This is a genomic window from Nonomuraea turcica (assembly GCF_030718205.1).
GTDB lineage: Bacteria > Actinomycetota > Actinomycetes > Streptosporangiales > Streptosporangiaceae > Nonomuraea.
In genome coordinates this window covers 35,922-61,263 of the sequence record NZ_JAUZQF010000043.1, presented here as the reverse complement: position 1 = coordinate 61,263, position 25,342 = coordinate 35,922, and the positions used below count along the sequence as shown (strand labels likewise).

Here is a 25,342-nt window from a genome sequence, read left to right as displayed (position 1 = left end):
GCGATGTCAGAGCTTGAGACAGCGCCGACGAGCACCGACGCCGCACGTCCCGTGGCCGCTGCGGACGGCGCCCGGCCGGCATCGCAGACGTCCGGCCGGCTCCGCAACGTGCACCGGACGCAACGCAGCTGGTCGGTGCTCGTCCTGCTGGCTCTGATCACCATCTTCTCGGTGATGCGCCCAGAGCAGTTCGTGTCCTGGTTCAACGCCAAGAGCATCGCCGTCGACGCCTCGAGCTACCTGCTCATCGCGGTCGGAATGACCTTCGTCATCACGATCGCGGGCATCGATCTCTCGGTCGGCTCGGTGCTCGTGTTCTCGGGCGTCGTCAGCCTCAAGGTGATGCTCGCGATCGGCGGCGACGGGCCACTCGTCATGCTGGCCGGGCTCGCCGCCGCGCTGCTCTCCGGGTTGGCATGGGGGCTGGTCAACGGGCTCGTCACCACCCGCGGTGGCGTCTCTCCGCTGATCACGACGCTCGGCAGCTTCGCCGCCGCCACCGGCCTCGCCTACCTCCTGGCCGGTGGGCAGGACATGCACGGCGTGCCGCGCACGCTGGCCGACACCCTCGGCTTCGGCGAATTCCTCGGCGTGCCGTACACCGTGCTGGTGGCACTGACGGTCGCCGCCGCCGGCGCCTTCGTGATGTCGCAGACGCGGTTCGGCCGCTACACGGCCGCGATCGGATCCAACGAGGAGGCGGTCCGCCGGGCTGCGGTCAACGTTAACAACCACATCGTCAAGGTCTACGTGCTCTCCGGCGCCCTGGCCGGGCTGTCCGGATTCGTGAGCCTGGCCCGGTTCCAGACAACGACGCTCAACGGACACCAGACCGACATGCTGCAGGCGATTCTCGCGGTCGTCATCGGAGGGACGAGCCTGATCGGCGGTGTGGGCACCGTGCTCGGCACCGTCGTCGGCGTCATGATCCCTTCGGTGCTCACGGACGGCTTCGTCATCCTCGGCTTGGAGCCCTTCTGGCAGCAGGTCGCACTCGGCGCCGCCCTGGTCATCGTGGTGATGGTCGACCAGCGGCGCCGACGGCGCGACGTACGAACGTAGCGCGGCAGCACTCTCACAGGATCCATCCCGCTCATCCCCCGCATCTCCTCACGCCCTGCGCCGCCCACGAGGCTTCCTCCTGCGACGACGCACGTTTCACTCCATCGCCCGCACACACCGACAGCGTGCGGCCGCATCAATCAGGAGAGTCGACGATGCAGAGAACACCCATGGCATGGCTGGCCGTCGTCGCCGGTCTCGTGACCACGCTCGCCGCCTGCGGTTCCTCCGCTTCCAGCGGCACGGACACCGCCTCGAACGCCGGCGCCTCGGCCACCTCGACCGAAGCGGGGGCCAAGAAGGTCAAAGTGACCTTCATCGAAGGGGTCGCAGGTGACCCCTTCTACGAGACCATGGCCTGCGGTGCCAAGGAGGCGGCGACGCAGCACAACGTGGACCTGAACGTCCAGGGCGCCAAGAACTGGGACGTCAGCCTGCAGATCCCCATGGTCAACTCGGTCATCGCCGCCCGGCCGGACGCGCTGTTCATCGCCCCCAACGACTCCCAGGCCCTGATCCAGCCGCTCAAGCAGGCGACCGAGGCCGGCATCAAGGTGGTGCTGGTGGACACCACCTTGTCGGACACCAGCTTCGTCGCTTCAGCGATCGCCAGCGACAACGTCAAGGGCGGGCAGGTCGCCGCCGACGCGCTGGCGAAGCTCATCGGTGAGAAGGGCAGCGTCCTCCTGGTCGGCGGCCAGCCCGGGGTCAGCACGGCCGAGGCCCGGCAGAAGGGCTTCGAGGAAGGGCTCAAGAAGTACCCCAACATCAAATATCTCGGCAACGTGTTCACCTCCAACGGCGTCGCGAAGATCTCCCAGCTGGTCTCCGCCCAGCTCGCGGCCCATCCCGACCTGGCCGGCATCTTCGCGCTCAGCACGGACCAGAGCCAGGGCGCCAACAACGCCGTGAAGGCGGCGGGCAAGGCCGGCACGATCAAGCTGGTCGGCTTCGACGCGGGACCCGCGCAGGTGGAGCAGTTGCGCGACGACGTGGTCCAGGCGCTGGTCGCTCAGCAGCCGGCGCAGATCGGCGCCGACGGCGTCGCCCAGGCCGCCGCGGCGGCGCGCGGCGAGCAGGTGCAGAAGCAGATCGGCACGGACTCCACCGTCATCACCAAGGAGAACGTCGACGACCCCGAGGTCGCGAAGTACCTCTACACCACCACCTGCAACTGACACCGGCTCAGCCGCCGGCATCGCAACGGCCGGAAACCCCCACGGGTTTCCGGCCGTTGCGATGCTCAGCGTATGGGGCGGTCGTCAGTCGCCTCCGCCTCCACCCCCGTCACTGCCCGAGAAGCCGCCGCCGTCGCAGCCACTGCCACCAAACCCGCCCGAACCGCCGCCGAACGGGATGCCGGGGTTGCCCGATCCCCTCCGCATGGAGGGCCCTCCGCTGATCAGTGACCCGACCATCCCCACGACGACGCACACGAACATGATCACGAAGCCGGCCGCCACGACTGTTGACACCGTCACAAGATCATCCCCCCCGAGTGCCAGAGATCGGTAGTTTTCACGGTAGATGCGGCACCTGTGGCCGAGAGGGTTCTGATCCTTTTGATCGCATGCGGGCGACGGCCGGTGATCCGGATCTGTCGGAGCCGATCTCTACGGTGTGCGGCATGACGACTCCACCCCCCAACAGCCGAGCCTGGCCGAGCGTGCGTGCGGCCATCACCGCCGGCGACCCGGCCCTGGTCGCGGACGCGGTGCTGGCCCTCGACGAGGCCGGGCGCCGCGAGGTGGCCCGCGAGCTGCCCGGCCACATCGGTGTCGCCAGGAAGGCGGTCGCGGAACGCGACCGGCGCCGGGGCGTCTGGAGCGACGGCGAGGAATGGATCGAGCCCATGCGGGTCGCCGGCGCGGGCGTGCTCGGCGGGGCGGCGGCCGTCGCGACCTGGCTCTACCGTCGCGACTTCACCCGCTGGCGGCGGCCGCTCGACTCCGGGCCGCTGCTGCGGGTGATCGCCGCGTACACGCAGGCCGAACACGTTGCCACGCGCGGTGAGGTCGCGATCAGGGCGGTGGCCGCGACTTGCCGGCTCTACGGGGCCGGTGGTGGAGCGAGGAACTCGATGCCGTGTTCGCGCATGCCTTCCAGCAACCGGTCCAGGTCGTGCTGCTCCGGCGGGGGGAGGGTGAGGGATACGGCCGGTCGTCCGGTGGTGTGGAAGAACGCTTCGCAGGTGCCGGGAATGAGCAGCGTGGCGAGCCGGGCGGTGTCCGACTCGACGCGGTGTGTGTGGGCTAGCCCGCGCGGTCCGAAGACGTAGGTGCCGGGTCCGGCGGTACGTTGCTCGTCGTCGAGAAAGAAGGTGACCTCCCCATCGAGCACGATCCAGGCTTCGTCCTCGCGGGTGTGGCGGTGCACGGGCGGCGCCGCGCCCTTGGGGAGCAGTTGTTCGGCGAGGCTGAACGCGCCGCCGGTGACTGCCGCCGGGATCTTGAACGTCCACAGCGCGTCGAGATGCCACAGCCCCTCACCGTGACCGGGTGACAGCAGCAGCGTGTCCAGTGGCGGTCGGGACATCGGGTCTTCCCTTCTTGGGGCAGCTCGGCGGCCTATTACCCGAGCTCGGCGTCGGTTACCCACCCGGACGTGAGCACGCACGCCCTCCGCCCGTGTCGTTATCGGCCGGCGTCATCGAATGCGTCCGAAACTGTGCCGGCGAGACTCCGTACGCGTCGCGGAACGCGCGGCTGAAATGCGCTGCGCTCAGGAATCCCCAGTGCGTGCCGATCGCGGCGACCGGCCGGTTGCGCTGCGCGGGATCACGCAGGTCCTGACGACACCGCTCCAGCCGACGCCGGCGAACCCAAGCGCCGACGGTCATCTGCTCGGCTTCGAACAGCTTGTACAAGTAGCGCAGCGAGATATGGTGCGCGGCGGCGATGCTGCGCGGTGAGAGCTCGGGGTCGGTGAGCTGCTGCTCCACGTACGCGTAGATGCGGTGCAGCAGCGTGCGTTCCCGCGTCTGGGGCACCGCTGAGGTCCTGTCGAGGCGACTGGCCAGCGCCACGGTCAGCACCTCGACGACCGCGGCGCCCAGCCGTGCCGTCTCCGGAGCCGGCAGCTCATCGACGCTGTGTGCGAGCTGCCGGGTCAGTGCCGAGGCCAGCGCCCCCGCTCCCCGGTCGCCGGGAATGCGCACGCCGGTCAGCTCGCCGAGTTCGCGATCGCGCAACGGGATCATCGCCTTCGGGACGCTCACCCTGATGTTGCGCATAGCGGTGAAGGACTGTTCGAACGGCCGCGCCGGGTCGATGAACGATAGATCGCCGGGACGCAGGACGGCCTGCCGGCCGTCCTGCTCCACGCGCACCTCACCTTCGACGAGCACCCCGACCAGGCACACGTCCGGATCCGAGCTACGGATGAGGCGAGGCGTCCGGCCCGTCCGGAACGACGACCCAGGCCCGGTGACCGACTCGGTGAACCGAATCGGCCCGATCTCTGTGGTGCGCAACTCGGCAGGCGTCTTGGGACCGATCTCACCGCGGAGGTCGAGCGGCAGGAAAACGTCGCTGATGATCTCTCGCCAGTAGTCGACGCGCGACGCCGGCGGGAGCCCGTCGGCCCTGAACACGACACTCATACAAACCCACGCTATGCCTGGGCTGGTCCCCCGCTCAAACAGTTTGGCGGGCCGCTTCTGATGAACATCGGGGCAAGGCGGTCGACATGCAGCCCTCCCCGCCGGGACGCCGTTGGTGACGGTCACTGCCACCCGCCGCAGACCGTGCCGTCCGGGCGGCAGGCCCTGAAGAAGGTGCTGTGCCCCTGGAGCCGGCTCTTTATCGTCCCCGTTCCGCCTCTCACGAAATACGTGCGGACGGTCGTTCCGTCGTTCCGAACCTGAACCTGCCTGGGGCCGCCTCGGCCCTTGATCTTGTAGAAGACCTGGAATTTCCCCCCACCGATGGCCCTGAAAGCCTTGCAGACGGCAACGGCCGGGTTGCTCCCGTACAGGTGGAGGTGACGGACGGTGTAGCCCGGGTAGGTCCCGCTGTTACACCCCGGAACAGGGTGGGCAGACGCGGTCTCGGCCGTCCCCCCAAGAATGCTGAACGCAGCGAGGGACGCGACGGCGACGGTGAGGCCGCGGCGAATGATCATCGCGGTCATGAGGATCTCCTTTCGTGGAGCCTTCCTTTCCGACGACTCCGACGCTAGGAGGCCGCCTGGCGGAACACATTGGCAGAGGCGGCACGGCTCTTGCCCTTGAGTGCACGCTCAAGGCGCTCCACCTCGGCGTGCTGACGCAACTCCAGAACGGCCCGCTGGTCCAGGCACGGCTGAGTGAGCGGCTGAGTGTGTTCAAGCCGGTGGTGGTCACGCTGGTCAACGAGTTGGAGGCCATGGGCCTGGCGGAGCGGCGGCCCCACCCGCGCGACCGGCGTGCGGTGCAGGTGCACCTTCTGCCGGCGGGCGTGCAGGCTCGCCGGCGGCGCGGCCGCCAACGGCCGGAAGGAACCCTGATGAACACCTCGACCAACGACCGCCACCCCGAGATCGGCGCAGCCCGCTCCCGTTTCTGGCCGGTCGGCGAGGCCGCTACGGATCTGGGGATGACCGAGGTTCTCGTGCCCACGTGGGTCTTCATCGCGGTCTGGCTCGTGATCAAGGCCGGCATGGGGCCGCGGCATGGCAACCTCTTCTGGCTGGCCGACGGCCTGCGCTCCATCGCCGTCATCGATGCGACCGGCCTCCTGCTCGCCGCTACCACGATGGTGGTGTTCTCGCGCTACTCACCCTCGGCGGCCCGCTGTCTGCTGCCCTGGCTGATCTGGATGCCGATCACGCTCGCCATCAAAATCGCGGCTATCACCGGAATCTTCTCCGCGTAACCGTCCCGTAGTCCGATCAGGTCCCCGGAGGGGCGGTCCAAGGCCGTTGCTCGGCTGGCGGATACGGCATGCCGGCCGAATTCGGTTGCGCAGGTCGCCGGGTCAGGAGCAGCACGAATCCGCTGACGGCAGCGGCAATCAGCCCCACGACCAAAGGAAGCACCGTGATGAGGTATCCCCACCTCCACCCCAACGCACTCGACAGCCCGTGATTGATGAACGGGCCAACGATCAAGGCGAGGACGCCAAGACCCGCCAGTATCGCGACCACCGCGCCCCAGCGACGGCCCGCCCGCCGCGCGAAGGCCACCGTCGCCCCGACCGCGCCACCGGCACCGAGCCCGCTCAGCACCCGGCCGGTCAGATAGATTCCGGCGTCGGGGGCGAGCGCGTTCAGCAGCACACCGATGATCATGAAGGCGATGGCCGCCAGGCCCACTGTCGTCAGCAAACGCCCACCCAGGCCAACGCCCAGCGCCCCACCTGCTGCCGCGCTGACCAGGTACGCGACGAGAGTCATGAGCAGGGCCGTCTGGCTGGACAAAGCCAGATCTAACTGCAGAGAAAGCCGCGCTGCGGGCCCGAAGGGCATCGTCAGCAGGTACAAACCGGTAAGCGCAGCGATTCCTGGGCCGATCAACGCCCATGCCGGTCGCTCCCCGCCCGGCGGAGCGGCATTCCCTTGCGGTTGATGATCGTGCATGGGGATCAGTTTGCATCGGGCTTGACTGTCTCGTCCATCCCGCTGCAAGGAGGAACACCGAGCAGACCGAGAGCATGCAGGGTCGCTCGGTGTCGTCAGCATGGAGTTCGCGAGCGTGCGGCCTCGGCACCATCGCGACTTCTGGACCACCGCCTACCAGACAACCGGGTGAACGCGACACCTTAAGCAACCCGACCGAGGCCGCCTGGCCTGACTGCAGCGCTCGCCGCATCCTTGTCCCTGCCTCAGAGGAAGGCGGTGACGCCCTCGTATTCGCCTCGGGGTGCTCGGCCTGTCGTCTCGTATTCGAGGAGCAGCAGGCCGGTCGGCGTCGCCTCATGATGGACCAGGCGGAGACCGGACGTGGTTCCCGGACCGCCCAGCAGGCGGCGGCCGGCCCGGAGCACTGTGGGCGCGACCACGAGGCGAAGCGTATCGATCAGTCCCGCCGCCAGGAGCGTGTCCGCCAGGCGGGCGCTGCCGTGGATCTGGAGTTCCCGTCCCGATCGCGTCTTGAGCTCGGTGACCGCCTGGATCGGGTCGCCTCCGAGCATGGTCGTGGGATGCCAGGTCCCCTCGGTGAGGGTGTTCGACACGACGTACTTCGGCAGGGTGTTCATCCGTTCGGCGAACGGATCGGCCGGGTCGGTGATCTTCGGCCAGTCGCGCGCGAACGCCTCGTACGTGCGCCGGCCGAGCAGCAGGCCGTCGGCGAGGTCGAGCCAGCCGGAGGCGCGCTGGACGAACGTCCCGTCCATGTGGGGCACGAGCCAGCCGCCGAGGGCGAAGCCGTCGCTGGTGTCCTCGTCCGGAGAGCCAGGTCCCTGGCTGACCCCGTCCAGCGTGACGAACTCGGTGAGAGTGATCCTCATCGCGGGACCGTGCTCTCAGCGATGGCGGCCAACTGGCCGGCGACCGTGCCCCAGCCCTCCGCGAAGCCGAGCTTCTCGTGGTGGGCACGGGATTCCGGGTCGCCGTGCCGTACGAGAATGCGGTAGTCCGTGCCGTCCGGGTGATCGTTGAGCGTGATCGTGGCGGTCATCGCGACCGGGGCGGGCTTCGCGGGACGCCACGTGCTGGTGATCGCATTGGTGAACACGATCCGCTCGAGTTCGTCGACGGCGAGGAAGCACGCGTCCAGATGCGGGATGAACTCGACCCCGCCGTCACTCATGCGCGTCATGAACGCTCCCCCGGGTCGCAGCTCCAGCCGGTCCACCCGGCAGCGGTACGGAGCCGGGACCCACCACTGCTCGAGCCGGGACGGGTCGGCCCAAGCCCGCCACACGGTCGCGCGCGGGGCGCGGATGATCCGCTCCAGGGCAAGGTCGAGATCGGGGTTCACTGCCTGTTCTCCTTCGGGTCGGTGACGAACCGCTCCAGGCGGTCGGTGCATTCCTCCCAGATGCGGCGCTGCTCCGCCAGCCAGTCGTCGATGAGGGCGAGCCGCTCGCGGTTGAGCACGCATGTGCGCACCCGGCCGGACTTGACCGTGCGGATGAGCCCGTTCGATTCGAGCGTCCGCACGTGCTTCATGAACGACGGGAGGGTCATCGGGAACTCGCGGGCGAGGTCGCCGACGCTCGTGGGCCCGTGACCCAGGCGCCGCACTACGGCGCGCCGGGTCGGGTCGGCGAGGGCGACGAACACGCCGTCCAGGTGCGCCGAATACTGTGCCATGAGGCTAAGTATTACGACCGGCCATAGTTAGCGCAAGGGCTAAGTATCAGCCGCTGAGCCGGATGATCCCCCGCGTGGCGGCCACGGTCACGGCGGCGGTGCGGTCATCGACACCGAGCTTGGCGAAGACGTGCAGCAGGTGAGTCTTGACCGTGGCCTCGCTGATGCACAGGTGGGCCGCGATGGCCTTGTTGCTCATTCCCTGGGCGACCGCGCCGAGGACCTCGATCTCCCGGCCGCTGAGAGCGCCGGGCGTTTCGGCACGCGCCCACGACAACACGCGGCTCGCTATCGCGGGCGAGAGCGCGCTCTCCCCTCGGGCCGCCGCCCTGATGGCGTCGAACAGCTGCTCACGGCGGGTGTCCTTGAGCAGGTAGCCGATGGCTCCCGCGTCGATGGCACGTGAGATGTCGCCGTCGGTGTCATAGGTGGTCAAGACGATCACCCTGGCCCCGGGGTCGTGCAGGCGGATCCGGCTGATCGCCGTCGCGCCGTCGACCTCGGGCATCTGCAGGTCCATCAGGGTGACGTCGGGCCGCAGATCGCGCGCCAGCCGTACGGCGTCCGTGCCTGAGACCGCCTCGCCGACCACCTCCAGATCATCCTGAGTGCCGAGCATCGCCCGGATGCCGTCGCGGACCACCGGATGATCGTCGGCGATCAGGACGCGGACGATCATCGCGCCACCGCCGGGAGGCTGGCCACGACCGTGGTGCCCTCTCCCGATGTGCTCTCCACGAGTAACGTGCCGCCGAGCTGCTCCATCCGCTCCAGCATGATCGACAGGCCGTGGCCGGAGACGGCCTGCTCGGGATCGAAGCCGTCGCCGTCATCGTGAACATCCAGCACGACCAGGTCCTCCATGTACGACAGGGTCAGCGTAACCTGCTCGGCGCGGGCATGGCGGCGGACGTTGGCGACCGCCTCCTGCGCCACGCGCAGCAGCTCCACCTGGACGTGCGCGTCCAGGGGCCGCAGCGTCCCGGTGATCACGGTGTGCGCCTCGATGCCGGTCTCGTCGGCCAGCCGGCCGGACAGCCGCCGCAGGGCCTCCGGAAGGCCGCCCTCGTCGAGCTCGCCTGGGCGCAGCGCCCGCACCACCCGGCGGCTTTCCGTAAGGTTCTCCCTGGCCGCCCGTAACGCCTGGGTCAGGTGCTTGTTGTCCGGCAACGTCTCTTGCGCCGCCTCCAGCAGCATCACCACGCTGGCGAACCCCTGGGTCAGGCTGTCGTGGATGTCGCGGGCCAACCGCTGCCGCTCGGCTGCCACGCCCGCCTGCCGCTCGGCCGCCGCCCGCGCCTCCTGCGCGGCCTGCAGCTGGTCGATGAGCCGCTGGCGCTCGGCGCTCTGCCGGGCAACCGAATAGAAGTACCCGACCGCGGTGGCCGCGCTAATCGCGATCAGCGCGGTGATGGCGATCTCGGTCCAGGTGATCGACCCGCTCTCGTGGTAGCGATGCCACAACCAGCCTCCGGCGCACGACACCACCGCGACCAACCCGACGCGCACGGCGTCCATGCAGTACGGCACGAGCACGCTCAGGCAGACCACCAGGAAGGAGGAGTCGACGGCGAACAGCCCCAGCCAGAGCAACCCGCCGCCGAGCACATACGGCAGGGGCACCTCGCCCGTGGGCGGCGTCCACAGCACGAACCACGCCGCGTACCACGCGGCCAGGCCGCCCACCAACAGGACCGGGAGGACCCGACCCACCTCCATCAGAGGCCCGGCCGAGGTCAGCACCAGCCAGGAGGCGAAGAAGGCGTGCTGCCACCGGCGCTGCGACCGCTCCCAGGACTCCACGGCACCGACGATAATCAGCCATCCGTCGGCTCGGCATCAACCAGTCGACTGACCTTGCGATCAGTGTCCCGCTCGATGTGCGCGCGGCCGTACCGGCACCAGACTCGACGGCGTGACAGCCATCCCCAGCCCGTCCCAAGCCGTCTGGCACCTCGGCCCGCTCCCTATCCGCGCTTACTCCCTGCTGATGGTGCTCGCCATCGCCGTCGGCATCTGGGTGACCCAGCGCCGCTGGTCCGCCCGCGGCGGCGAGCACGGCGCGGTCGGGGACATCGCCACCTGGGCCGTGCCGTTCGGCATCGTCGGCGCCCGGCTCTACCATCTGGCCACCGATTGGCAGCAGTACTTCGGTCCCGGCAAGGACCCCCTGCGTGCCTTCGCGATCTGGGAGGGCGGAATCAGCATCTGGGGCGCCGTCGCCGGCGGCGCGGTGGGCGCATGGCTGGCCTGCCGCCGGCGCGGCATCGCGCTGCGCGACTTCGCCGACGCCGCCGCACCCGGAATCGCGCTCGGGCAGGCGATCGCCCGCTGGGGGAACTGGTTCAACCAGGAGCTGTACGGCGGGCCGACCACGCTGCCATGGGCGCTGGAGATCGACCCCGCGCACCGGCCGCCGGGCCTGGAATCCACGGCCACCTACCATCCGGCCTTCCTCTACGAGTCGCTGTGGAACCTGGGCGTGGCCGGCGTCGTCGTCTGGGCCGAGCGGCGCTTCCAGCTCGGGCGTGGCCGGACGTTCGCGCTGTACGTCGCGGCCTACACCGCCGGTCGCGCCTGGATCGAGTGGCTGCGCATCGATCCCGCCCCCCACATCCTCGGACTGCGCTTCAACGTCTGGACTGCGCTGCTGGTCTTCGGGGCGGCGGCCGCCTACCTGACGGCCGCTCGCAAGGTGCGCACCCCCTGATCCCGGGCGTGTAGGACGAGGGCGACCCGGCGCCGCGCCGGGGTGGGCGGGTGGTCGTGCGCACTACTTGAGCCAGGCGTTGTTCTGAACAATCGGCGGCTTGCCCAGGCCGAGCGTGGTGCCGGCGTTGGCGAGCGCGAGGCCGATGCCGAGCAGGCCGGCCATGAACAGCCGGTCCACCCACGCCTGTCCGGCGACCGTCATGCCAGGTCGGCCAGAACGGCTGTGAGGAAATACCGCTGCCGCGCCGTGGGATCCGGCCGGCGACCGCCGACAGGGGCTCGATCGCTTCATTCCTGAGCGGAGGCCTGCGGCTTCAGGCGCCCGCCGGTCCGCTGTAGTCGGTGACGGCATAAACCTGCAGGAGTCTCTCGACTCCGTGCAGGAAGGTCTCGCAGATCAGCACCGGGTCGAACAGGCAGCCGGCGGCCATGGCGCCGTCGCGCATCATCACGAAGTGGCGGGCTGCGGGCTCGGCGCCGGTCTCCTGGATCTTGGCCAGCAGTTCCGTGACGGTTTCCAGGAACCATTGGCGGTGGGCGAGCACGGCCTTGTGCACCGGGGACTCGGGGTCGGGATGCTCGGCGGCAGCGTTGAGGAAGGCGCATCCCCGGAAGCCGGGGGACTGGATGCTTTGGGCGATGGACTTGCTGAGGGCGAGGATGGTGTCGCCAGCCGGTAGTGCGGCGGCGACGGCCTCGTCCGCCTGACCCCGCATGGCCCGGTCGACCTCGTTCAGGTAGGCGAGGACGAGGTCTTCCTTGCCGGGGAAGTGCCGGTAGAGGGTGGCCCGCGTCACCTGCGCTTCGGCGACGATGCGATCGATGCCGACGGCGTGGATGCCCTCCGCGTAGAAGAGCCGGGTGGCCGTGTCGAGCAGCCGGGACCGCGCTTCGGACGGCCGGCCTTCGGATTCGCTGCGCATAAGACCACCCTAGTAGGTAGAACGTTCGGTCTTGACAGTCTGCACTATAGGTTGCAGGCTATGCGAGATAGAACGTTCTGTCTTGCAGGAGCTGTCCCGTGGCTCGTCGTCTTTACGTACGCACCGCCCCGCTGTCCATCGGTGCGGCCGTGGTCGCCGCGGTCGGCCTGTCGGCGGCGGGTCCGGCGTCCGCGGCACGGAACGAGCAAGGCAGTCTCCTCGTCACTCAAACTCTGAAAGGATCATCATGAGCTCCATCGCTGCTTCGCCCGGCATTTCCGGGACCGCGTCCGCGCTGCGGCGGCTGTACTTCGTCCGGTTCGCGTTCGCCATCGTCTGGGCCCTCGTGATGTTCACGACCGCCGCGAACCTGGGTCCGCTCGCGGTCACTCTGCTCGTGCTCTACCCGCTGTTCGACGTGGCCGCCGCCATCATCGACGCCCGCGCCTCGCGCACCACCGGATCACCTGCCCTGCTGTACGTGAACATGGCGGTCAGCCTGATCACCGCCATCGGCGTGGCCATCGCCTGCACGTCCGGCATCCCGGCGGTGCTGCGCGTGTGGGGCGCTTGGGCGGTCGTGGCCGGGCTGGTCCAGCTGATCGTGGGGGTCACCCGCCGCAAGATGGGCGGCCAGTGGCCGATGATCATCAGCGGCGGCGTCTCCGTCCTCGCCGGCGCGTCGTTCATCCTCGGTGCCTCCGCGGCCAACCCGACACTGATCAACGCGGCCGGCTACGCCATCCCCGGCGGCATCTTCTTCCTGATCTCGGCCATCCGCCTCGGCCGCGCCGCGAAGGGAAACTGACATGGACGGCAGCACTTACGACAACACTTACGACGTCGTCGTCATCGGGCCGGCCCGGTCGGGGAGAGCTATAGGAGGTCCAGGTCGTGGCGGGCCGCCCACTTGGTGAAGGAGGCGATCGCGGCGCACTGGCGCTTGCGGCTGACCGGCGACAGCTCGGCGAGCTCGGCCAGGTAGGCGCGCCGGGAAACGTAACCCATCAAAGGGCCGCTGGATGACCACGACTCCTGTCCGTTGCCATCGAAGGCGGCCAGGCTGGAACGGGCGGGCGAGTTCCATCAGGAGGCGGTGTCGGTCGCAAAGCAGTCCTTCTTGGTCGCCGACCTGGGCGCCGCTGTGGAGGGACTGGCGGAAGCCATACCACCGAAGCAGGCGGCCCTGCTGCTAGGCATCGCCGTCGCACTTGGCGGGACCGCCCTCGCAGGCGACCCCGACGTGGCCAGGGCCGCCGCAGAAGCGATCGCGGCGATCGGCGCCGAGGCGTTCGCCGAGCAGTTCGGCACGGGTGCGGCGATGAGCCGCGAGGACGCGCTGACAATGATCGACGAAGGTGTCAGCGGATAGGCGGTGAGCTGTCAGCGGGGTTTCCGAGAGTAGAGCCATGACGAACAAGCACCTTTCGGTCCTCATCTCCGGCGCCAGCATCGCAGGCCCCGCCCTCGCCTACTGGCTGGCCCGCTCCGGGACCACGGTCACCGTTGTGGAGAAGGCCCCAGTCCTCCGCACCGGCGGCCAGGCCATCGATTTCAAGGGCGAGACCCACCTGGAGCTCCTGCGCCGCATGGGCATCCTGGAGGAGGTCGAGCGCCGCCAGACCGGGGGCACCGACCAGACGGTCATCGACTCGTCTGGCAAGCGGATCGCGGTCATGCCGGGCTGGTTCACCGGCGGCGACCTGGAGATTCTCCGCGGCGACCTGGCGGAGATCCTCTACGAGCGCACTCGTGACACGTGCCAGTACATCTTCGGCGACTCGATCACCTCGCTGACCGAGACCGCCTCGGGCGTCCACGTGACGTTCGAAGAGGGTGCGCCCCGCACCTTCGACGTGGTCGTCGGAGCGGACGGCATCCACTCCAACGTGCGCCGCCTGACCATCGGCCCGGAGTCGGACTACGTCAAGCACATGGGCCACTACTACGCGCTGGTGGACATGGAGCGTGTCGTGGACGAGCCGGTGATGTACAACGAGCCGGGCAGGCTCGTCTCTATCGGCGGCCCCAAGGCACCCGCCTTCTTCTGCTTCGCCTCGCCTGAGCTGACCTACGACCGCTACTCAGCGGCGGAGCAGAAGCAGATCCTGATCGACGCCTACCGCGGTATGGGCTGGCGGACATCCGAGATCCTGGCCAAGTTGGCCCGGGCGAAGGACGTCTACGTCGACACCATCGCTCAGGTCGCACTCGAGCACTTCTCGAAGGGCCGGATCGTGCTGCTCGGCGACGCCGCCGCGGCCAACACCCTCGGCGGCGTCGGCAGCGGCATGGCCCTGGTCGCCGCCTATGTGCTGGCGGGCGAGCTGAGCCAGGCCGACTACGGCACGGCCTTCGAGCGCTACGAGGAGACCATTCGCCCGTTCATCAAGGCCGCCGACAGCAACAACGCCGGCCTTTTCCTGGCACCGCGCACCCGCATGGGCATCTGGCTGCGCAACCAGCTGTTCAAGCGGCGCTTCCTGCTCAGCTCGATGGCCAAGATGGGGGAGAAGATGGCCGGCGGCCACTTCGAGCTGCCGGACTACACCTCCTTGAGCCGGCCGGCGTCCACCACGAAGTCGGCTCCCGTCGTCCTCCCCGAGCGCGGCGACGCAAACAGCGGGCAGTAAGCCCTTCGTCGGTCATGCGGCCACGTCCTGGGAGAACGAGCCAGCGCACCACCGTCCGTCTCGACCTGGTGCACGTCCTGCCCGGCATTCCACCGGAGGTACGCGACGCGCTGGTGCGTCTTGCGGTCGGCGAGGCGACCGAAGCCGGTGCCCTGCGCGTGGTCACCGAGATCGACGATGCTGCCCTTGCCGGGCTAAGGTTCCGGCCCGCCCCGGCGACGGCCCCGTACTACACACCGGTACCCAGCGGCCAGCCCAGAGCGAGTGAGTCCTGCTCGCCTCGCTCAGCTACCGCTCACTCTCAACACGCTGGGTTTGACGGGAACGACGTGAAAATGGCCGCCCCTGCTTCAGGTGGCGGCGGGCAGGATGCCGGTGTGGTCGAGGCGGTCACGGGCAGCGGCGATGGCCTCGGGAGTCGTGCTGAAGACACGGCCGGCCTGGTTGAGGCGGGCGATGACGCCGAGGGCTTCCAGGGGCTGGTGGTGGCCGTCGCGGATGCCGGAGACGAAGACCGTGATGCCGCGGCGTTCGAGCCGTTCGATGGCGTCGCGGAGCACCAGGGCGCCGCTGGCGTCGATGGTGGTGACGCGGGACATGCGCAGGATCACCACGCAGACGTCGGCGACTTCTGACAGCTCCAGCAGGAAGCGGTGGGCCGCGGCGAAGAACAGCGGCCCGTCCAGACGATAGGCGACGATGTGCTCGGCGAGCAGGGCGTGCTCCTCCTCCGTGTGGTCGCCGGGCAGATCCGGGCGTAGCGGCATCTCATCCAGCCGTACGTTGCGCGCGATGGCGCGCAAGGCCAGCGCACCGGCCACGATCAACCCGAGGATCACCGCCTGGACCAGGTCCAGCGCGAGGGTGGCCAGCGCGGTCAGCACCAGGACCACGGCGTCGCCGCGGGTGGAGCGGAGCATGGCCTTGACCGAGCCGACCTCGACCATGCGTACGGATGTGGCCAGCAGGACGCCGGCCAGCGCGGCGAGCGGGATCCGTGCGACCAGGTCGGCGGCAGTGTAGATGATCACGGCGAGGATTCCGGCGTGGGCCAGGGCGGCAAGGCGGGACTGGGCGCCGGAGCGTACGTTGACGGCGGTGCGGGCGATCGCCCCGGTGGCCGGGACGCCGCCGAACAGCGGCGCCACCAGGTTGGCCAGTCCCTGGCCGAACAGCTCCCGGTCCGGATCGTGCCGGTGATTGACGCTCATGCCGTCTGCGACGGCGGCCGACAGCAGGGACTCCAGCGCGGCCAGCGCCGCCACGGCGATGGCCGGGGTGATCAGCGAGGCCAGCGCCGATGGATCCAGGAAGGCCAGTGAGGGGGCGGGCAGTCCGTCGGGCAAGTCGCCGATCCGGGCCACCGGCATGCCGATCAGCTCGGCGGCAAGGGTGGCGGCGGCGACGGCGATCAGGGAGAAGGGCAGTCTCGGCCGCCATCGTGTGCCTGCAGACATCACCGCCGCGACCGCCAACGAGATGCCCAGAGCCAGCCAGTTCGGGTGGGCGATGAAGTCCTGCGCCGCCTGCCAGGCTACGGCGGTGACCTTGTCTCCCTCGGGCGTGGGCATGCCGAGGGCGGCGGGAATTTGCTGCAGGCCGATGACGCAGGCGATGCCGACCGTGAAACCCTCCACGACCGGGGCAGGCACCAGCGCCATGTATCTGCCGGCGCGGGCCAGCGCCAGCCCGATCAGCAGCAGCCCGGCGAGCATGCCGACGGTCAGCACCCCGGAGGCCCCGTGCGCCTGCATGATCGGCACCAGGACCACCGTCATCGCCCCGGTCGGCCCGGACACCTGCAGCCCGGAGCCGCCGAACAGGGCCGCGAGCGCCCCGGCGACCACCGCCGTGACCAGGCCGGCCTCGGCGCCCATGCCCGAGGAGATGCCGAACCCGAGCGCCAGCGGCAACGCGACGATCGCCACCGTGAGCCCGGCCAGCAGGTCACGCCGGGGACGTCGGCCCATCCCGGCCAGTTCGCCCCGTTCCGGCAACACACCGAGGACGCGACTCCACACCCCGGCACGCCTCATGGGGCCTCTTCCTGCGCCTTGCGCAGCTCGCTCAGCAACTCGCTCTGCCCTGCCAGCATCTGCGTCAGCAACTGGCGGGCCGCGCGCAGCAGCTCGGCCACGTCGCCGCCGGCCAGGGCGTACACGACGGTGGAGCCGTCCCTTTGCGCGGTCACCATGCCGGAGCGTCGCAGCACCGCCAGATGCTGCGACAGCCCGGTGGGCTCCACGTCGATGGCGGCAAGCAGGTCACGCACCGGCCTCGGCCCGTCCTGCAGGAGTTCCAGTACGCGGATCCGTACCGGGTGCCCGAGCAGCCGGAAGAGCTCCGCCTTGGCCTGGTAGAGCGGCACCGACATCAGGTCGCCGACCCTGGACCCGGCTCGGCGCCGTCGGGATCGAGCCGCACGCCGTGGACGTTGGCCAGCCGCATGACTTCTTCCCATTCGCCCTCGGCCAGCATCAACGCGTCGACATCATCGTCGCGGCGCGCCGCTTCCAGCGCGGCGGCCGCCATGCGTGCCCGCGCTCTGACCTCGGCAGCGAAAGACCCGCTCACCTCACACCCCTCCGTCGAATCCCGCCATCATCTAATGAATTGCGCAAATTCGCAATTTCATGGTTACGCAGGACGCTTCTTGGCAGCGATGCGTCCATCAGGCGGGTCGAAGCGGCCAGCCGCGCCCCGGCGAGCCATCGAGCGTCCCGAGGGCTGTCCACCGACTCTCGGCGCGTTGAGGACAAATTGACCGGCAATAAAGGTTAGCCTAACCTAACATGTGTGATCGAGACAGTCTCTTTGCGCGGCGCAGACCTGCGGCTGAGCTACCACGGGACGACCGTGGTCGAGGGCGGCCGCATCGTTCTGCGGCCCGGCCGGGTAACGGCACTCGTCGGGCCGAACGGCAGCGGCAAGTCCACGCTGCTGCGCGCCCTGGCCCGGCTGCACCGGCCCGACGCGGGTACGGTGACGCTGGACGACGGCGCCTCCGCGCTGGACCTCTCGCCGCGTGACTTCGCCCGCCGCGTGACCCTGCTCGCGCAGAGCCGTCCCACGCCCAGTGGCGTGCGGGTGCGCGACGTCGTCGGCTACGGGCGGCACCCGTACCGGGGGCGGTGGAAGGCGGCCGACCCCGGCGGCGCCGCCGCGATTGCCAGAGCCATGGAACTCACCGGCGTCTCCACCATGGCCGAACGCCCGGTGGATGAGCTGTCCGGCGGTGAGCTGCAGCGCGTGTGGCTGGCCACCTGCCTGGCACAGGACACCGGCGTGCTGCTGCTCGACGAGCCGACGACGTTCCTCGATCTGCGCTACCAGGTCGAGCTGCTGGAGCTGGTGCGCGACCTTGCCGACCTGCACGATGTCGCGGTCGGAGTCGTGCTGCACGACCTCGACCAGGCGGCCGAGATCGCCGACCAGGTGGTGCTGCTGCAGGCGGGGCGGGTCTGTGCCGAGGGCGCGCCCGCCGAGGTCCTCACCGAAGAGCTGCTGACCAGCGCGTACGGCATCCGCATCGAGGTGACGCACGACCCGGTGTCGGGCGCGGTGCGTACGCGGCCGGTCGGCAGGCACACCGAACGCCTGCCCGTACGGGCATCGGCCCCCCGATAGAACCACCCGAACCCCCACAACCCCCCGTACGACCAGGACAGGAACCGCCATGCCCCTCCTTCGCCGTGCCCTCGTGGGCCTGATCGCCGTGCTGGCTCTGAGCGCCTGCGGCACCACCGAGGCCCCGGTCGCGGAACCCGCCGCCACGTCCGGCGGCACCGCCACCGGCGCCCCCGCCGGCCCGATCACCGTCACCGACAGCCGGGGCAAGCAGGTCACGCTCGACCGCCCGGCGGCCAAGGTCGTCGGCCTGGAGTGGGGCGAGGTCGAGATGCTCGTCAGCCTGGGCGTCATGCCGGCCGGCGTCGCCGACGCCAAGGGCTACGGCACCTGGGTCACCGCCGCCAAGCTCGACGCCTCGGTCAAGGACGTGGGCACCCGTCAGGAGCCCAGTGTCGACTCGATCGCCGCCCTCCAGCCCGACCTGATCGTCATGGAGACCGACGACGTCCAGCTGGCCGGCCAGATGGAGAAGATCGCCCCCGTCATCGTGTTCAAGGGCAGTGACGCCACCCGCAACCTCGATCGCATGCGCGAGGACCTCAAGCTGATCGCCACCGCCGTGGGCAAGACCGCCGAGGCGGACAAGCTGTTGGCCGACCTCGACGCCACGCTGGCCGACGGCAAGCAGAAGCTGGCTGCCGCCGGCGTCACCGGCAAGCAGTTCGCGATGGCCGACGGCTGGAAGGAGGGCAGCACGATCTCGGTCCGCATGTTCGGCAAGGGCGCGCTGGTCTCTGACGTCGCCGAGCAGATGGGCCTCACCAACGCCTGGACCGGCGAGGTCGACAAGGTCTGGGTCCTGGGCACCACCGACGTCGAGGGCCTGACCGCTCTGAAGAACGCCGACACCCGCTTCTTCTACAACGCCTCCGAGGGCGTGGACGTCTTCGCCGACGGCCTGGCCTCCAACGCGATCTGGAAGTCGCTGCCCTTCGTCGAGAAGCAGCAGGTCACCAAGCTTCCCGACGGCATCTGGACCTTCGGTGGCCCGCTGTCGTGCAAGCAGTACGCCGAGGCGCTCGTGAAGGCCTACACCGCTTGAGCAGCCAGCTTCTGACCCCGGCGCCTCCCGTCACCCCGCTGCGGCGGCTCGGGACCGCCGGGGTCTTCGCCGTCACCCTCGCGGTCACCGTCGCGGCCGCGGCGGTCCACCTCACGCAGGGCACCTCGTCGATCGGCGCGCTCGACCTGCTCGGGCTGGCACTCGGCGGCGACGACCAGGAGGCGGTCCGGGTGCTGGTCGCCTCCCGTCTGCCCCGGCTGCTGGCGGCCGTGGCCGTCGGCGTCGCGCTCGGCGCGGCCGGGGCGCTGCTCCAGTCGGTCGCCCGCAACCCGATGGCCTCGCCCGACACGCTGGCCGTCAGCTCAGGCGCCTACCTCGCGGTGGTCGCCGCCGCGGCGTTCGGCCTGACGTTGCCCCTGCCGATCTCCGGCGGGCTGGCATTCCTCGGCGGGCTCGCGGCGGCCGCCCTGGTTCTGGCGCTGTCGGCCGGCGGCAGGACGAGCACGACCCGGCTGATACTGGCCGGCTCGGCCACCGCGCTGGCGCTCAGCTCGCTGACCAACCTGCTGATGATCCTGTTCGAGGAGCAGACGACCGGGCTGTTCGCCTGGGGGGCCGGCTCGCTCACGCACACCGACTTCGGTGCGGTCTCCCAGCTCGGCCCGGTGATCGCGCTGGTGCTGGGGCTCGCCATGCTGATCGGGCCGCGGCTGGACATTCTGGGCCTGGGCGACGACGCCGCGACGGTGCTCGGACTCGACGTGCGGTCGCTGCGCCTCCAGACGACCCTGCTGGCGGTCATGGCCTCGGCGGCCGCGGTGACCGTCGCGGGCCCGATCGGCTTTGTCGGTCTCTGCGCCCCCGTGATCGTCCGGTTGCTGCCGTCGGCGGCGCTCGTGCACCGGCACCGCGTTCTGCTGCCGCTCTCGGCGCTGGTCGGCGTGCTCATCATGCTCTGCGCCGACGTCGCGCTGCGGGCCACGCTCGGCGGGCAGGCCGGGGTGGAGGTGCCGCCGGGCGTGGTCACCACGGTGTTCGGCGCCGTCGTGATGGTGTGGCTGGCCCGCCGTTACCGTGACGCCGGGCCCACCCGGCAGCCGCCCACGGTCCGCACCACCGCGGCACGCTCCCGTGCCGGGTTCTGGATCATCCTGGCGGTCTCAACGTCGCTGGTGGCCGGCGCGGTCGTGCTCGGCATGCTGGGCGGCGACGCCTGGCTTCTCACCGGCGACCTGGCGAACTGGTTGCAGGGCCGCACCGGCAGGGCGCTGACGTACGTGCTCGACCAGCGCTACCCACGCGTCCTGGCGGCCGTGCTCGCCGGAGCGGCGCTGGCCGTGGCGGGCACCGCCGTGCAGGCGGTGTGCCGCAACCCGCTCGCCGAACCGGGTGTCCTCGGCGTCACCGCGGGCGCCGGCGTCGGCGCGATCGGGCTGCTCACGCTCGTCCCGCTGGCCGGGATCTGGTCGATGTCGACGGCGGCCGGCGGCGGGGCGCTGGTGGTGTTCGCCCTGGTGTACGGGTTGTCGTGGCGGGGCGGGCTGAGCTCGGACCGGCTGGTGCTGATCGGGGTGGCGGTGCAGGCCGCGTGCACCTCCATCACCGTGCTGATCATCGTGGAATCCGACCCGTGGGACACCGCCAAGGCGCTGACCTGGCTGTCGGGCTCCACCTACGGCCGGGAGCCGGTGCAGCTCATTCCCGTCGCGCTGGCGCTGCTCGTCGTCGTTCCCCTCATCGCCTGGCTCCGCCGCGACCTGGACCTGCTCGCCCTGGACGAGGATTCGCCCCGCATCCTCGGCGTGCCGCTGGAGCGGGTACGGCTGGCCGCGCTCGGCGGCGCGCTGGTCCTCACCGCCACCGCGGTCTCCGCCGTCGGCGTCGTCGGCTTCGTCGGGCTGGTCGCCCCGCACGCGGCCCGCGCCCTGGTCGGCGGCCACCACGCACGCGGCCCGCGCCCTGGTCGGCGGCCACCACGCCCGCGTGCTGCCGGTCGCCGCGCTGCTCGGCGCGCTCCTGGTCAGCCTGGCCGACACCCTCGGGCGCACGGTCATCGCCCCGGCCCAGGTGCCGGCGGGCCTGGTGACGGCGCTGGTCGGCACGCCGTACTTCGTGTGGCTGCTGTGGCGGTCACGCTCCCGTGCCGCGTGACGGCCCGCCGCCTCGGCCGGCAGTGGCGGACGTCTTGGATACCGGGTGACCAAAGTCCCTGACCAGGCAGGTCCTATGCGCGGACCACCGCCACGGGGCAGCGGGCGTGATGCAGCACACCCCGGCTGACCGAGCCCAGCAGCATCGAGCCCAGGGCGCCGCGCCCGTGCGAGCCCACCACGAGCAGGTCCGCCCGCTCCGACGCGTCGGTGAGCGCGTCCACCGGATGCGCGGACAGCGCCTCCTCGATGACCCTGACCTCGGGGTAGTCCTTGCTCAGTGCCGCCACCCGGTCCCTGACGAGCTGGTGCTGCGCCGTACGAACCTCGTCCATGTCGACGGCGGCCTCCGGCGCGAACGCGTGCACCGGCAGCTGCCAGGCGTGCACCACCCGCAGCGCGCTGCCCCGGAGTTTGGCCTGCTCGAAGGCGTAGGCCAGCGCGGGCTCGCACTCGGCCGAGTCATCCACCCCCACCACGACCTCCCCATGCACCGGCCGCAGGTCGCCGTGCACCACGACGACCGGGCAGTGCACGTGACCAGCGACGTGCATGCTGACCGATCCCAGGAGCGCGCCGGCGAACCCGCCCAGCCCGCGGCTGCCGACGACCAGCTCGGTGGCGTCCTTGGCCTGCTCGCGCAGGACCACGGCAGGCCTGCCTTCGATGTTGTGCGTCTCGACCTCGACCGTGGGCTGGCGCTCGCGGGCGAGCGCCTCGGCCTCGCCCAGGACCCTGTCCCCATCGCGCAGCAGCCGATCAGGCGCGTCCGGAAGGGGATATCTGCCGATCTGGTACGAGTCTCGGTCCACCGCGTGCACGATCCGCAGCGGCAGGCGCATGCGGAAAGCGTCGTTGACGGCCCACTCCAGGGCGGCTCGCGCGCTCGCCGAACCGTCCACTCCGACGATGATCATGATCTGTCCTCCTTCGTCCCGGTTCTCATCGCACCGTGCCCTCTCCTACCCGGCGCAGGGCCGGAGGTCAGTTCCTCAAGGGCCGAAGGGCTCTGTCTCGCGCCCGGCGGCATCGTCTTCCGCACCGCCTACGGCGGCCCCATGGACCAGGACCTGCGTACGGGCCGCGAAGGCGTGGAGATCAAGATCGGCTTTCAGGTGGACCGCCTCGACGAGACTCGGCAGGAGGGCTGGAGCGTTCTCATCCAGGGCCCCGCTCACCACGTGCCGGAGGACGAGGTGGCCAAGGCGGCCGAGGCCGGCGTGACCCCATGGGCCGGAGGCGAGACCGCATCATCCCGAACCAGATCACTGGCCGCCGCGTGCCAGGCCTCTGACTGGTGAGACGCGGGGGCCAGAGTGCCGGCCTGTGCCCAGGTCACGAGGTCACCGGCGGCCTCGTTCCGTCAGTCGGCTGCGACGGTTTGAGGCACCTCGCCGTCTGCGGTCTCCGTTTCGGGTTCGTCCTCCGGCTGGAGATGATGAAGCCCTTGTAGCGGCCGATCTTGGCGATGAGCTGCCCGGAGACGGTGGCGGTCAACCGCTCAGCTCAGTGCGGCGGGAGCGAGCCAGGGCCAGCCCGCCGAGGACCGCACCGACCAGCCCGAGCACCAGGGCCACGGCGCCGCCGAATACTCCGTTGCCGGTGCCAAGACCACCGTCCGCGACAGCCAGATTCACCGCGCCGTTGACCGCGCCGGTCAGGCCCCCGACCAGGGCCACGATGGCTGCCTTCCTCCCGCCGTTGCCGATACGACGGCCGGAGCGCAACGCCAGCCGGCCGATGACCACGGCGCCCAGCGCCACCAGTGCGGCCGCACTGGCCCAGATTCGATCAGGGGTCCCGAGGAAGGTGTCGACACCCTGGCCCGCGCATTCCGCAGGCGTCGTACAGATCGGCGCGGCAAGCACAAATAGGACGGACATGAGGTGTTCCTCCTCTTCCTACGACTGGCAACCAGAACTATGTCCGCTGAAGCCGTCGCCGGTCATCCTGCTGACGGAGGTACTTCTCCCTGCCGCAGACGCCGCACGAGCTGCGAATCTACTGCGTCGGCGGTAGGCGCTGGCCCGTGCCGGTTGCCGATGGGCCGCTCCGGCATCGTCCGCCCTGGCGGCGTATCAAGAGCCGCCGTACCCCACTGGTCCAGCGGTCCCCAGGCGTTGTTGGTGGAGGCGATCACACCTGGGACGTGCCGCCCGTGGGGTCGGCCTGTTTGATGACGGCCACGGTGTCGAGCTCGGTCTGCTTGATGTTGTCGGCCATCCGCTGCATGGCCGAGCCGAACTCCTTCATGTTGCCGCCCAGGTGCCCGCAGGTCTGTTCGAGAAGCTCGGCCAGCGCGTCCATGACCGCTCCCGTGCCGGTGGAGCCCCACGCGGTGGTGCCCGTGCCGCGTACGGAGGTGAGCAGCTGGTCGGTGTGGCGCTGGAACGCTTCCGCGGAGTCCATGAAGTGCCGCCCCGCACTGCTCAAGGTCGAGTGGTCGAAGAGGAACTCATCACTCACGGCAACAATCACTATCACGAATGTGGTTAAAGGATCGCACCAATCTCGTGAACCGAGCCCAACTTTCAGCCCATACGCACCATTCGTGATACTCATGGGCGCTGTGACCGATGAATCTCTCTTCGACCACTGACCCGATGGCGATCATCCTCCCCGCGCACCTTCAGGCGCCGTTCGACATGCTCCTCGTGGAGTGGCCGAGCGAGAACGAGGACGACATCCGGCTGTCGTCGTCCGCCCTGCGCGCCTACGCCGACACCCTGGACGCCGAGGTGGTCCCGGGCGCGTCCGGCGCCGTCGCGCACGCCTCCACCAACAACGCCGGCGAGCACATCGACGCGCTCAACGAGTCGTGGGCCGAGTACCACGAGCCCGAGAAGGAGGAAGGGCACCTCCAGACCCTGTCCACGTCGCTGCGTGCCCTCGCCGACGGGCAGGACGTCTACGCGAGGTTCGTGGAGATCGTCAAGCTCATCCTGATCTTCCTGGCCGCCTACGTCCTGCTCGTCCTGGCGTGGGCCCTGGCCGCGGCGGTGGTCTCGGGGGCACTCGCCGCGATCAAGGGACGGGCCATGGTCGGCGTGCTGCGCCTGTTCGCCAGGAAGGCCGTCGCCACCCTGCGCGAGAAGCTGGAGCGCTACTTCGGCCACGCGGTCGTCAGGGCCGTCGAGCGCCGGCTGCGCTCCCTGCTCAGGGCCAAGGCGCCCAAGTTCCCCGCCGTCCAGAAGGGCGGCGTGCGCGCCGCGCTGGCCCGGACCGGCATGCTGGCGACCGCCGGCGCCACCGGATGGCAGATCTCGCAGAACCCGCCGGGACGGAACCTGGACCCCCAGCCCAAGTCCCCCAAGGAAGGCCCACGGGACGGCAAGTACGACCTGGGCCCGGCGAAGGACCCGGGGATCTCCTTCGACAACCCGTGGCCGCTGGACCCCGACGCCGACCCGAGCCTCGCCGACCGCGCGAACTGGTACAAGTGGCAGGCCTTCCAGGACGCGGAGGACGCCACGCCCGGCTTCGACGAGGCGGCGGACACGTACCGGCATTACCTGAGCGGCTCGGGCGAGGACTACGCCATCGACTACGAACAGGCGTACAAGGACGACAAGCTGATCCGCGAAGGAGTGGACGCGGAGATCCGCCGCGCGCAGGCGAACGCCGAGCGCCTCTACCGCGAGACGGGACAGCCGCAGTTCCAGATGACGGGCGAACCGGTCGACATCGACAGGACCGACACGAAGAACTGGGAGTTCGCCCTCGGCAAGCACTCTGTCTGGGGCAGCGGCGACGTCAGGGTCGAGGGCAACCAGGCCACGATGGACGTCACCATCCACGCCTACGACCGCTACAACTTCAACAACGACGGCCACTGGTTCACCTCGGAGAACGGTCGCTTCGAGGAGCTCGGCTGGGCCAGGTCGTACGACACGCGCGGAACGCTCAAGCGCACGGTCACCTGGACGATCGAATGACTCCCGTCCTGACTGACGACCTTGCAGTAGACGACGAACTGGTATAAAGGTGATCACC

The 25,342-nt window shown here is 69.9% G+C and carries 31 protein-coding genes and 1 pseudogene; 13 read left to right on the top strand and 19 right to left on the bottom strand.

The window, feature by feature from the left end; translation table 11 throughout:
* The first annotated feature begins 3 nt into the window (after nt 1-3).
* Both Q9G87_RS56330 and Q9G87_RS56325 read left to right on the top strand, forming a co-directional pair.
* On the top strand, nt 4-1,062 hold the full coding sequence (locus Q9G87_RS56330) for an ABC transporter permease (RefSeq protein ID WP_305924937.1): 1,059 nt from the start codon (nt 4-6) through the stop codon (nt 1,060-1,062).
* A gap of 155 nt (nt 1,063-1,217) precedes the next feature.
* The gene (locus tag Q9G87_RS56325) at nt 1,218-2,240 is read left to right on the top strand and encodes an ABC transporter substrate-binding protein (RefSeq protein WP_305924936.1); all 1,023 of its coding nucleotides are present in this window, start codon (nt 1,218-1,220) and stop codon (nt 2,238-2,240) included.
* Nucleotides 2,241-2,324: 84 nt separating this feature from the next.
* Here Q9G87_RS56325 and Q9G87_RS56320 read toward each other — a convergent pair whose 3' ends face one another.
* The 4 genes from Q9G87_RS56320 to Q9G87_RS56305 form a co-directional block, all read right to left on the bottom strand.
* Nucleotides 2,325-2,537 (bottom strand): hypothetical protein, encoded by a 213-nt coding sequence (locus Q9G87_RS56320; RefSeq protein WP_305924935.1) that lies wholly within the window; start codon nt 2,535-2,537, stop codon nt 2,325-2,327.
* A gap of 574 nt (nt 2,538-3,111) precedes the next feature.
* Nucleotides 3,112-3,597, bottom strand: coding sequence for a quercetin 2,3-dioxygenase (locus Q9G87_RS56315; RefSeq protein WP_305924934.1), 486 nt, complete (start codon nt 3,595-3,597; stop codon nt 3,112-3,114).
* Between the two features lie 55 nt (nt 3,598-3,652).
* The gene (locus Q9G87_RS56310; protein WP_305924933.1) at nt 3,653-4,663 is read right to left on the bottom strand and encodes an AraC-like ligand-binding domain-containing protein; all 1,011 of its coding nucleotides are present in this window, start codon (nt 4,661-4,663) and stop codon (nt 3,653-3,655) included.
* A 122-nt stretch (nt 4,664-4,785) separates the two neighbouring features.
* A complete protein-coding gene (locus Q9G87_RS56305) occupies nt 4,786-5,193 on the bottom strand; it encodes a hypothetical protein (RefSeq protein WP_305924932.1) in 408 nt (135 codons plus the stop codon).
* Nucleotides 5,194-5,207: 14 nt separating this feature from the next.
* On the opposite strand from Q9G87_RS56305, the gene Q9G87_RS56300 reads away from it, so the two are divergent.
* Nucleotides 5,208-5,915: a MarR family transcriptional regulator gene (locus Q9G87_RS56300; RefSeq protein ID WP_371825990.1), complete on the top strand. Its 708-nt coding sequence runs from the start codon at nt 5,208-5,210 to the stop codon at nt 5,913-5,915.
* Between the two features lie 16 nt (nt 5,916-5,931).
* Here Q9G87_RS56300 and Q9G87_RS56295 read toward each other — a convergent pair whose 3' ends face one another.
* The 6 genes from Q9G87_RS56295 to Q9G87_RS56270 all read right to left on the bottom strand — a co-directional run bounded on the left by Q9G87_RS56295 (nt 5,932) and on the right by Q9G87_RS56270 (nt 10,101).
* Nucleotides 5,932-6,618, bottom strand: a complete 687-nt coding sequence (locus Q9G87_RS56295; protein WP_305924930.1) for an MFS transporter — start codon at nt 6,616-6,618, stop codon at nt 5,932-5,934.
* 245 nt (nt 6,619-6,863) lie between these two features.
* Nucleotides 6,864-7,490 (bottom strand): dihydrofolate reductase family protein, encoded by a 627-nt coding sequence (locus tag Q9G87_RS56290; protein ID WP_305924929.1) that lies wholly within the window; start codon nt 7,488-7,490, stop codon nt 6,864-6,866.
* Nucleotides 7,487-7,963: an SRPBCC domain-containing protein gene (locus Q9G87_RS56285; protein WP_305924928.1), complete on the bottom strand. Its 477-nt coding sequence runs from the start codon at nt 7,961-7,963 to the stop codon at nt 7,487-7,489. Before Q9G87_RS56285 ends, Q9G87_RS56290 begins: the two co-directional genes overlap by 4 nt.
* Nucleotides 7,960-8,298, bottom strand: coding sequence for an ArsR/SmtB family transcription factor (locus Q9G87_RS56280; protein WP_305924927.1), 339 nt, complete (start codon nt 8,296-8,298; stop codon nt 7,960-7,962). Before Q9G87_RS56280 ends, Q9G87_RS56285 begins: the two co-directional genes overlap by 4 nt.
* A gap of 46 nt (nt 8,299-8,344) precedes the next feature.
* On the bottom strand, nt 8,345-8,977 hold the full coding sequence (locus Q9G87_RS56275; RefSeq protein ID WP_305924926.1) for a response regulator: 633 nt from the start codon (nt 8,975-8,977) through the stop codon (nt 8,345-8,347).
* The gene (locus tag Q9G87_RS56270) at nt 8,974-10,101 is read right to left on the bottom strand and encodes a sensor histidine kinase (protein WP_305924925.1); all 1,128 of its coding nucleotides are present in this window, start codon (nt 10,099-10,101) and stop codon (nt 8,974-8,976) included. Before Q9G87_RS56270 ends, Q9G87_RS56275 begins: the two co-directional genes overlap by 4 nt.
* A 112-nt stretch (nt 10,102-10,213) precedes the next feature.
* Between Q9G87_RS56270 and lgt the strand changes: the two genes are divergently transcribed.
* Entirely contained in the window at nt 10,214-11,008 is a 795-nt protein-coding gene (gene lgt / locus Q9G87_RS56265; RefSeq protein ID WP_305924924.1) for a prolipoprotein diacylglyceryl transferase, read from the top strand.
* Nucleotides 11,009-11,071: 63 nt separating this feature from the next.
* Here the strand turns inward: lgt and Q9G87_RS56260 are convergent, their stop codons facing one another.
* Both Q9G87_RS56260 and Q9G87_RS56255 read right to left on the bottom strand, forming a co-directional pair.
* The gene (locus Q9G87_RS56260) at nt 11,072-11,212 is read right to left on the bottom strand and encodes a hypothetical protein (RefSeq protein ID WP_305924923.1); all 141 of its coding nucleotides are present in this window, start codon (nt 11,210-11,212) and stop codon (nt 11,072-11,074) included.
* Between the two features lie 112 nt (nt 11,213-11,324).
* Nucleotides 11,325-11,933, bottom strand: coding sequence for a TetR/AcrR family transcriptional regulator (locus tag Q9G87_RS56255; protein ID WP_305924922.1), 609 nt, complete (start codon nt 11,931-11,933; stop codon nt 11,325-11,327).
* A gap of 247 nt (nt 11,934-12,180) precedes the next feature.
* Between Q9G87_RS56255 and Q9G87_RS56250 the strand changes: the two genes are divergently transcribed.
* Nucleotides 12,181-12,741: a hypothetical protein gene (locus Q9G87_RS56250; RefSeq protein WP_305924921.1), complete on the top strand. Its 561-nt coding sequence runs from the start codon at nt 12,181-12,183 to the stop codon at nt 12,739-12,741.
* Nucleotides 12,742-12,809: 68 nt separating this feature from the next.
* Here Q9G87_RS56250 and Q9G87_RS56245 read toward each other — a convergent pair whose 3' ends face one another.
* Nucleotides 12,810-12,941, bottom strand: coding sequence for a hypothetical protein (locus tag Q9G87_RS56245; RefSeq protein ID WP_305924920.1), 132 nt, complete (start codon nt 12,939-12,941; stop codon nt 12,810-12,812).
* Between the two features lie 34 nt (nt 12,942-12,975).
* Between Q9G87_RS56245 and Q9G87_RS56240 the strand changes: the two genes are divergently transcribed.
* Together Q9G87_RS56240 and Q9G87_RS56235 are read left to right on the top strand one after the other, a co-directional pair.
* Nucleotides 12,976-13,305 carry a hypothetical protein gene (locus Q9G87_RS56240; RefSeq protein ID WP_305924919.1) on the top strand — a complete coding sequence of 110 codons (330 nt, stop codon included), beginning with the start codon at nt 12,976-12,978 and terminating at the stop codon, nt 13,303-13,305.
* 37 nt (nt 13,306-13,342) lie between these two features.
* Nucleotides 13,343-14,566, top strand: a complete 1,224-nt coding sequence (locus tag Q9G87_RS56235) for an FAD-dependent monooxygenase (protein WP_305924918.1) — start codon at nt 13,343-13,345, stop codon at nt 14,564-14,566.
* Between the two features lie 350 nt (nt 14,567-14,916).
* On the opposite strand, the gene Q9G87_RS56230 is transcribed toward Q9G87_RS56235, so the two are convergent.
* From Q9G87_RS56230 to Q9G87_RS56220, 3 genes are read right to left on the bottom strand one after another with little or no spacing between them, the layout of a single operon-like run.
* Nucleotides 14,917-16,602, bottom strand: coding sequence for a SulP family inorganic anion transporter (locus tag Q9G87_RS56230; RefSeq protein ID WP_305924917.1), 1,686 nt, complete (start codon nt 16,600-16,602; stop codon nt 14,917-14,919).
* The gene (locus tag Q9G87_RS56225) at nt 16,599-16,940 is read right to left on the bottom strand and encodes an ArsR/SmtB family transcription factor (RefSeq protein ID WP_305924916.1); all 342 of its coding nucleotides are present in this window, start codon (nt 16,938-16,940) and stop codon (nt 16,599-16,601) included. The genes Q9G87_RS56230 and Q9G87_RS56225 overlap by 4 nt, the downstream gene beginning before the upstream one ends.
* The gene (locus Q9G87_RS56220; RefSeq protein WP_305924915.1) at nt 16,940-17,140 is read right to left on the bottom strand and encodes a hypothetical protein; all 201 of its coding nucleotides are present in this window, start codon (nt 17,138-17,140) and stop codon (nt 16,940-16,942) included. The genes Q9G87_RS56225 and Q9G87_RS56220 overlap by 1 nt, the downstream gene beginning before the upstream one ends.
* A gap of 222 nt (nt 17,141-17,362) precedes the next feature.
* On the opposite strand from Q9G87_RS56220, the gene Q9G87_RS56215 reads away from it, so the two are divergent.
* The 4 genes and pseudogenes from Q9G87_RS56215 to Q9G87_RS56200 all read left to right on the top strand — a co-directional run bounded on the left by Q9G87_RS56215 (nt 17,363) and on the right by Q9G87_RS56200 (nt 21,350).
* The gene (locus tag Q9G87_RS56215; protein ID WP_305924914.1) at nt 17,363-18,193 is read left to right on the top strand and encodes an ABC transporter ATP-binding protein; all 831 of its coding nucleotides are present in this window, start codon (nt 17,363-17,365) and stop codon (nt 18,191-18,193) included.
* Between the two features lie 49 nt (nt 18,194-18,242).
* Nucleotides 18,243-19,238, top strand: a complete 996-nt coding sequence (locus Q9G87_RS56210) for an ABC transporter substrate-binding protein (RefSeq protein WP_305924913.1) — start codon at nt 18,243-18,245, stop codon at nt 19,236-19,238.
* Nucleotides 19,193-21,088, top strand: a pseudogene (locus Q9G87_RS56205) (iron ABC transporter permease); the annotation flags it as partial. The gene Q9G87_RS56210 and the pseudogene Q9G87_RS56205, both read left to right, overlap by 46 nt.
* Nucleotides 21,089-21,182: 94 nt before the next feature.
* On the top strand, nt 21,183-21,350 hold the full coding sequence (locus tag Q9G87_RS56200) for an iron chelate uptake ABC transporter family permease subunit (RefSeq protein WP_305924942.1): 168 nt from the start codon (nt 21,183-21,185) through the stop codon (nt 21,348-21,350).
* A gap of 73 nt (nt 21,351-21,423) precedes the next feature.
* Here the strand turns inward: Q9G87_RS56200 and Q9G87_RS56195 are convergent, their stop codons facing one another.
* Nucleotides 21,424-22,266, bottom strand: coding sequence for a universal stress protein (locus tag Q9G87_RS56195; protein WP_305924912.1), 843 nt, complete (start codon nt 22,264-22,266; stop codon nt 21,424-21,426).
* 141 nt (nt 22,267-22,407) lie between these two features.
* On the opposite strand from Q9G87_RS56195, the gene Q9G87_RS56190 reads away from it, so the two are divergent.
* Nucleotides 22,408-22,650 (top strand): pyridoxamine 5'-phosphate oxidase family protein, encoded by a 243-nt coding sequence (locus Q9G87_RS56190; protein WP_305924911.1) that lies wholly within the window; start codon nt 22,408-22,410, stop codon nt 22,648-22,650.
* A gap of 192 nt (nt 22,651-22,842) precedes the next feature.
* Here the strand turns inward: Q9G87_RS56190 and Q9G87_RS56185 are convergent, their stop codons facing one another.
* Both Q9G87_RS56185 and Q9G87_RS56180 read right to left on the bottom strand, forming a co-directional pair.
* The gene (locus tag Q9G87_RS56185; RefSeq protein ID WP_305924910.1) at nt 22,843-23,232 is read right to left on the bottom strand and encodes a DUF6223 family protein; all 390 of its coding nucleotides are present in this window, start codon (nt 23,230-23,232) and stop codon (nt 22,843-22,845) included.
* Nucleotides 23,233-23,485: 253 nt separating this feature from the next.
* Nucleotides 23,486-23,815 (bottom strand): hypothetical protein, encoded by a 330-nt coding sequence (locus tag Q9G87_RS56180; RefSeq protein WP_305924909.1) that lies wholly within the window; start codon nt 23,813-23,815, stop codon nt 23,486-23,488.
* A 137-nt stretch (nt 23,816-23,952) separates the two neighbouring features.
* Here Q9G87_RS56180 and Q9G87_RS56175 point away from each other — a divergent pair, with 137 nt between their 5' ends.
* Nucleotides 23,953-25,284, top strand: coding sequence for a WXG100-like domain-containing protein (locus Q9G87_RS56175; protein ID WP_305924908.1), 1,332 nt, complete (start codon nt 23,953-23,955; stop codon nt 25,282-25,284).
* The last annotated feature ends 58 nt before the right edge of the window (nt 25,285-25,342 follow it).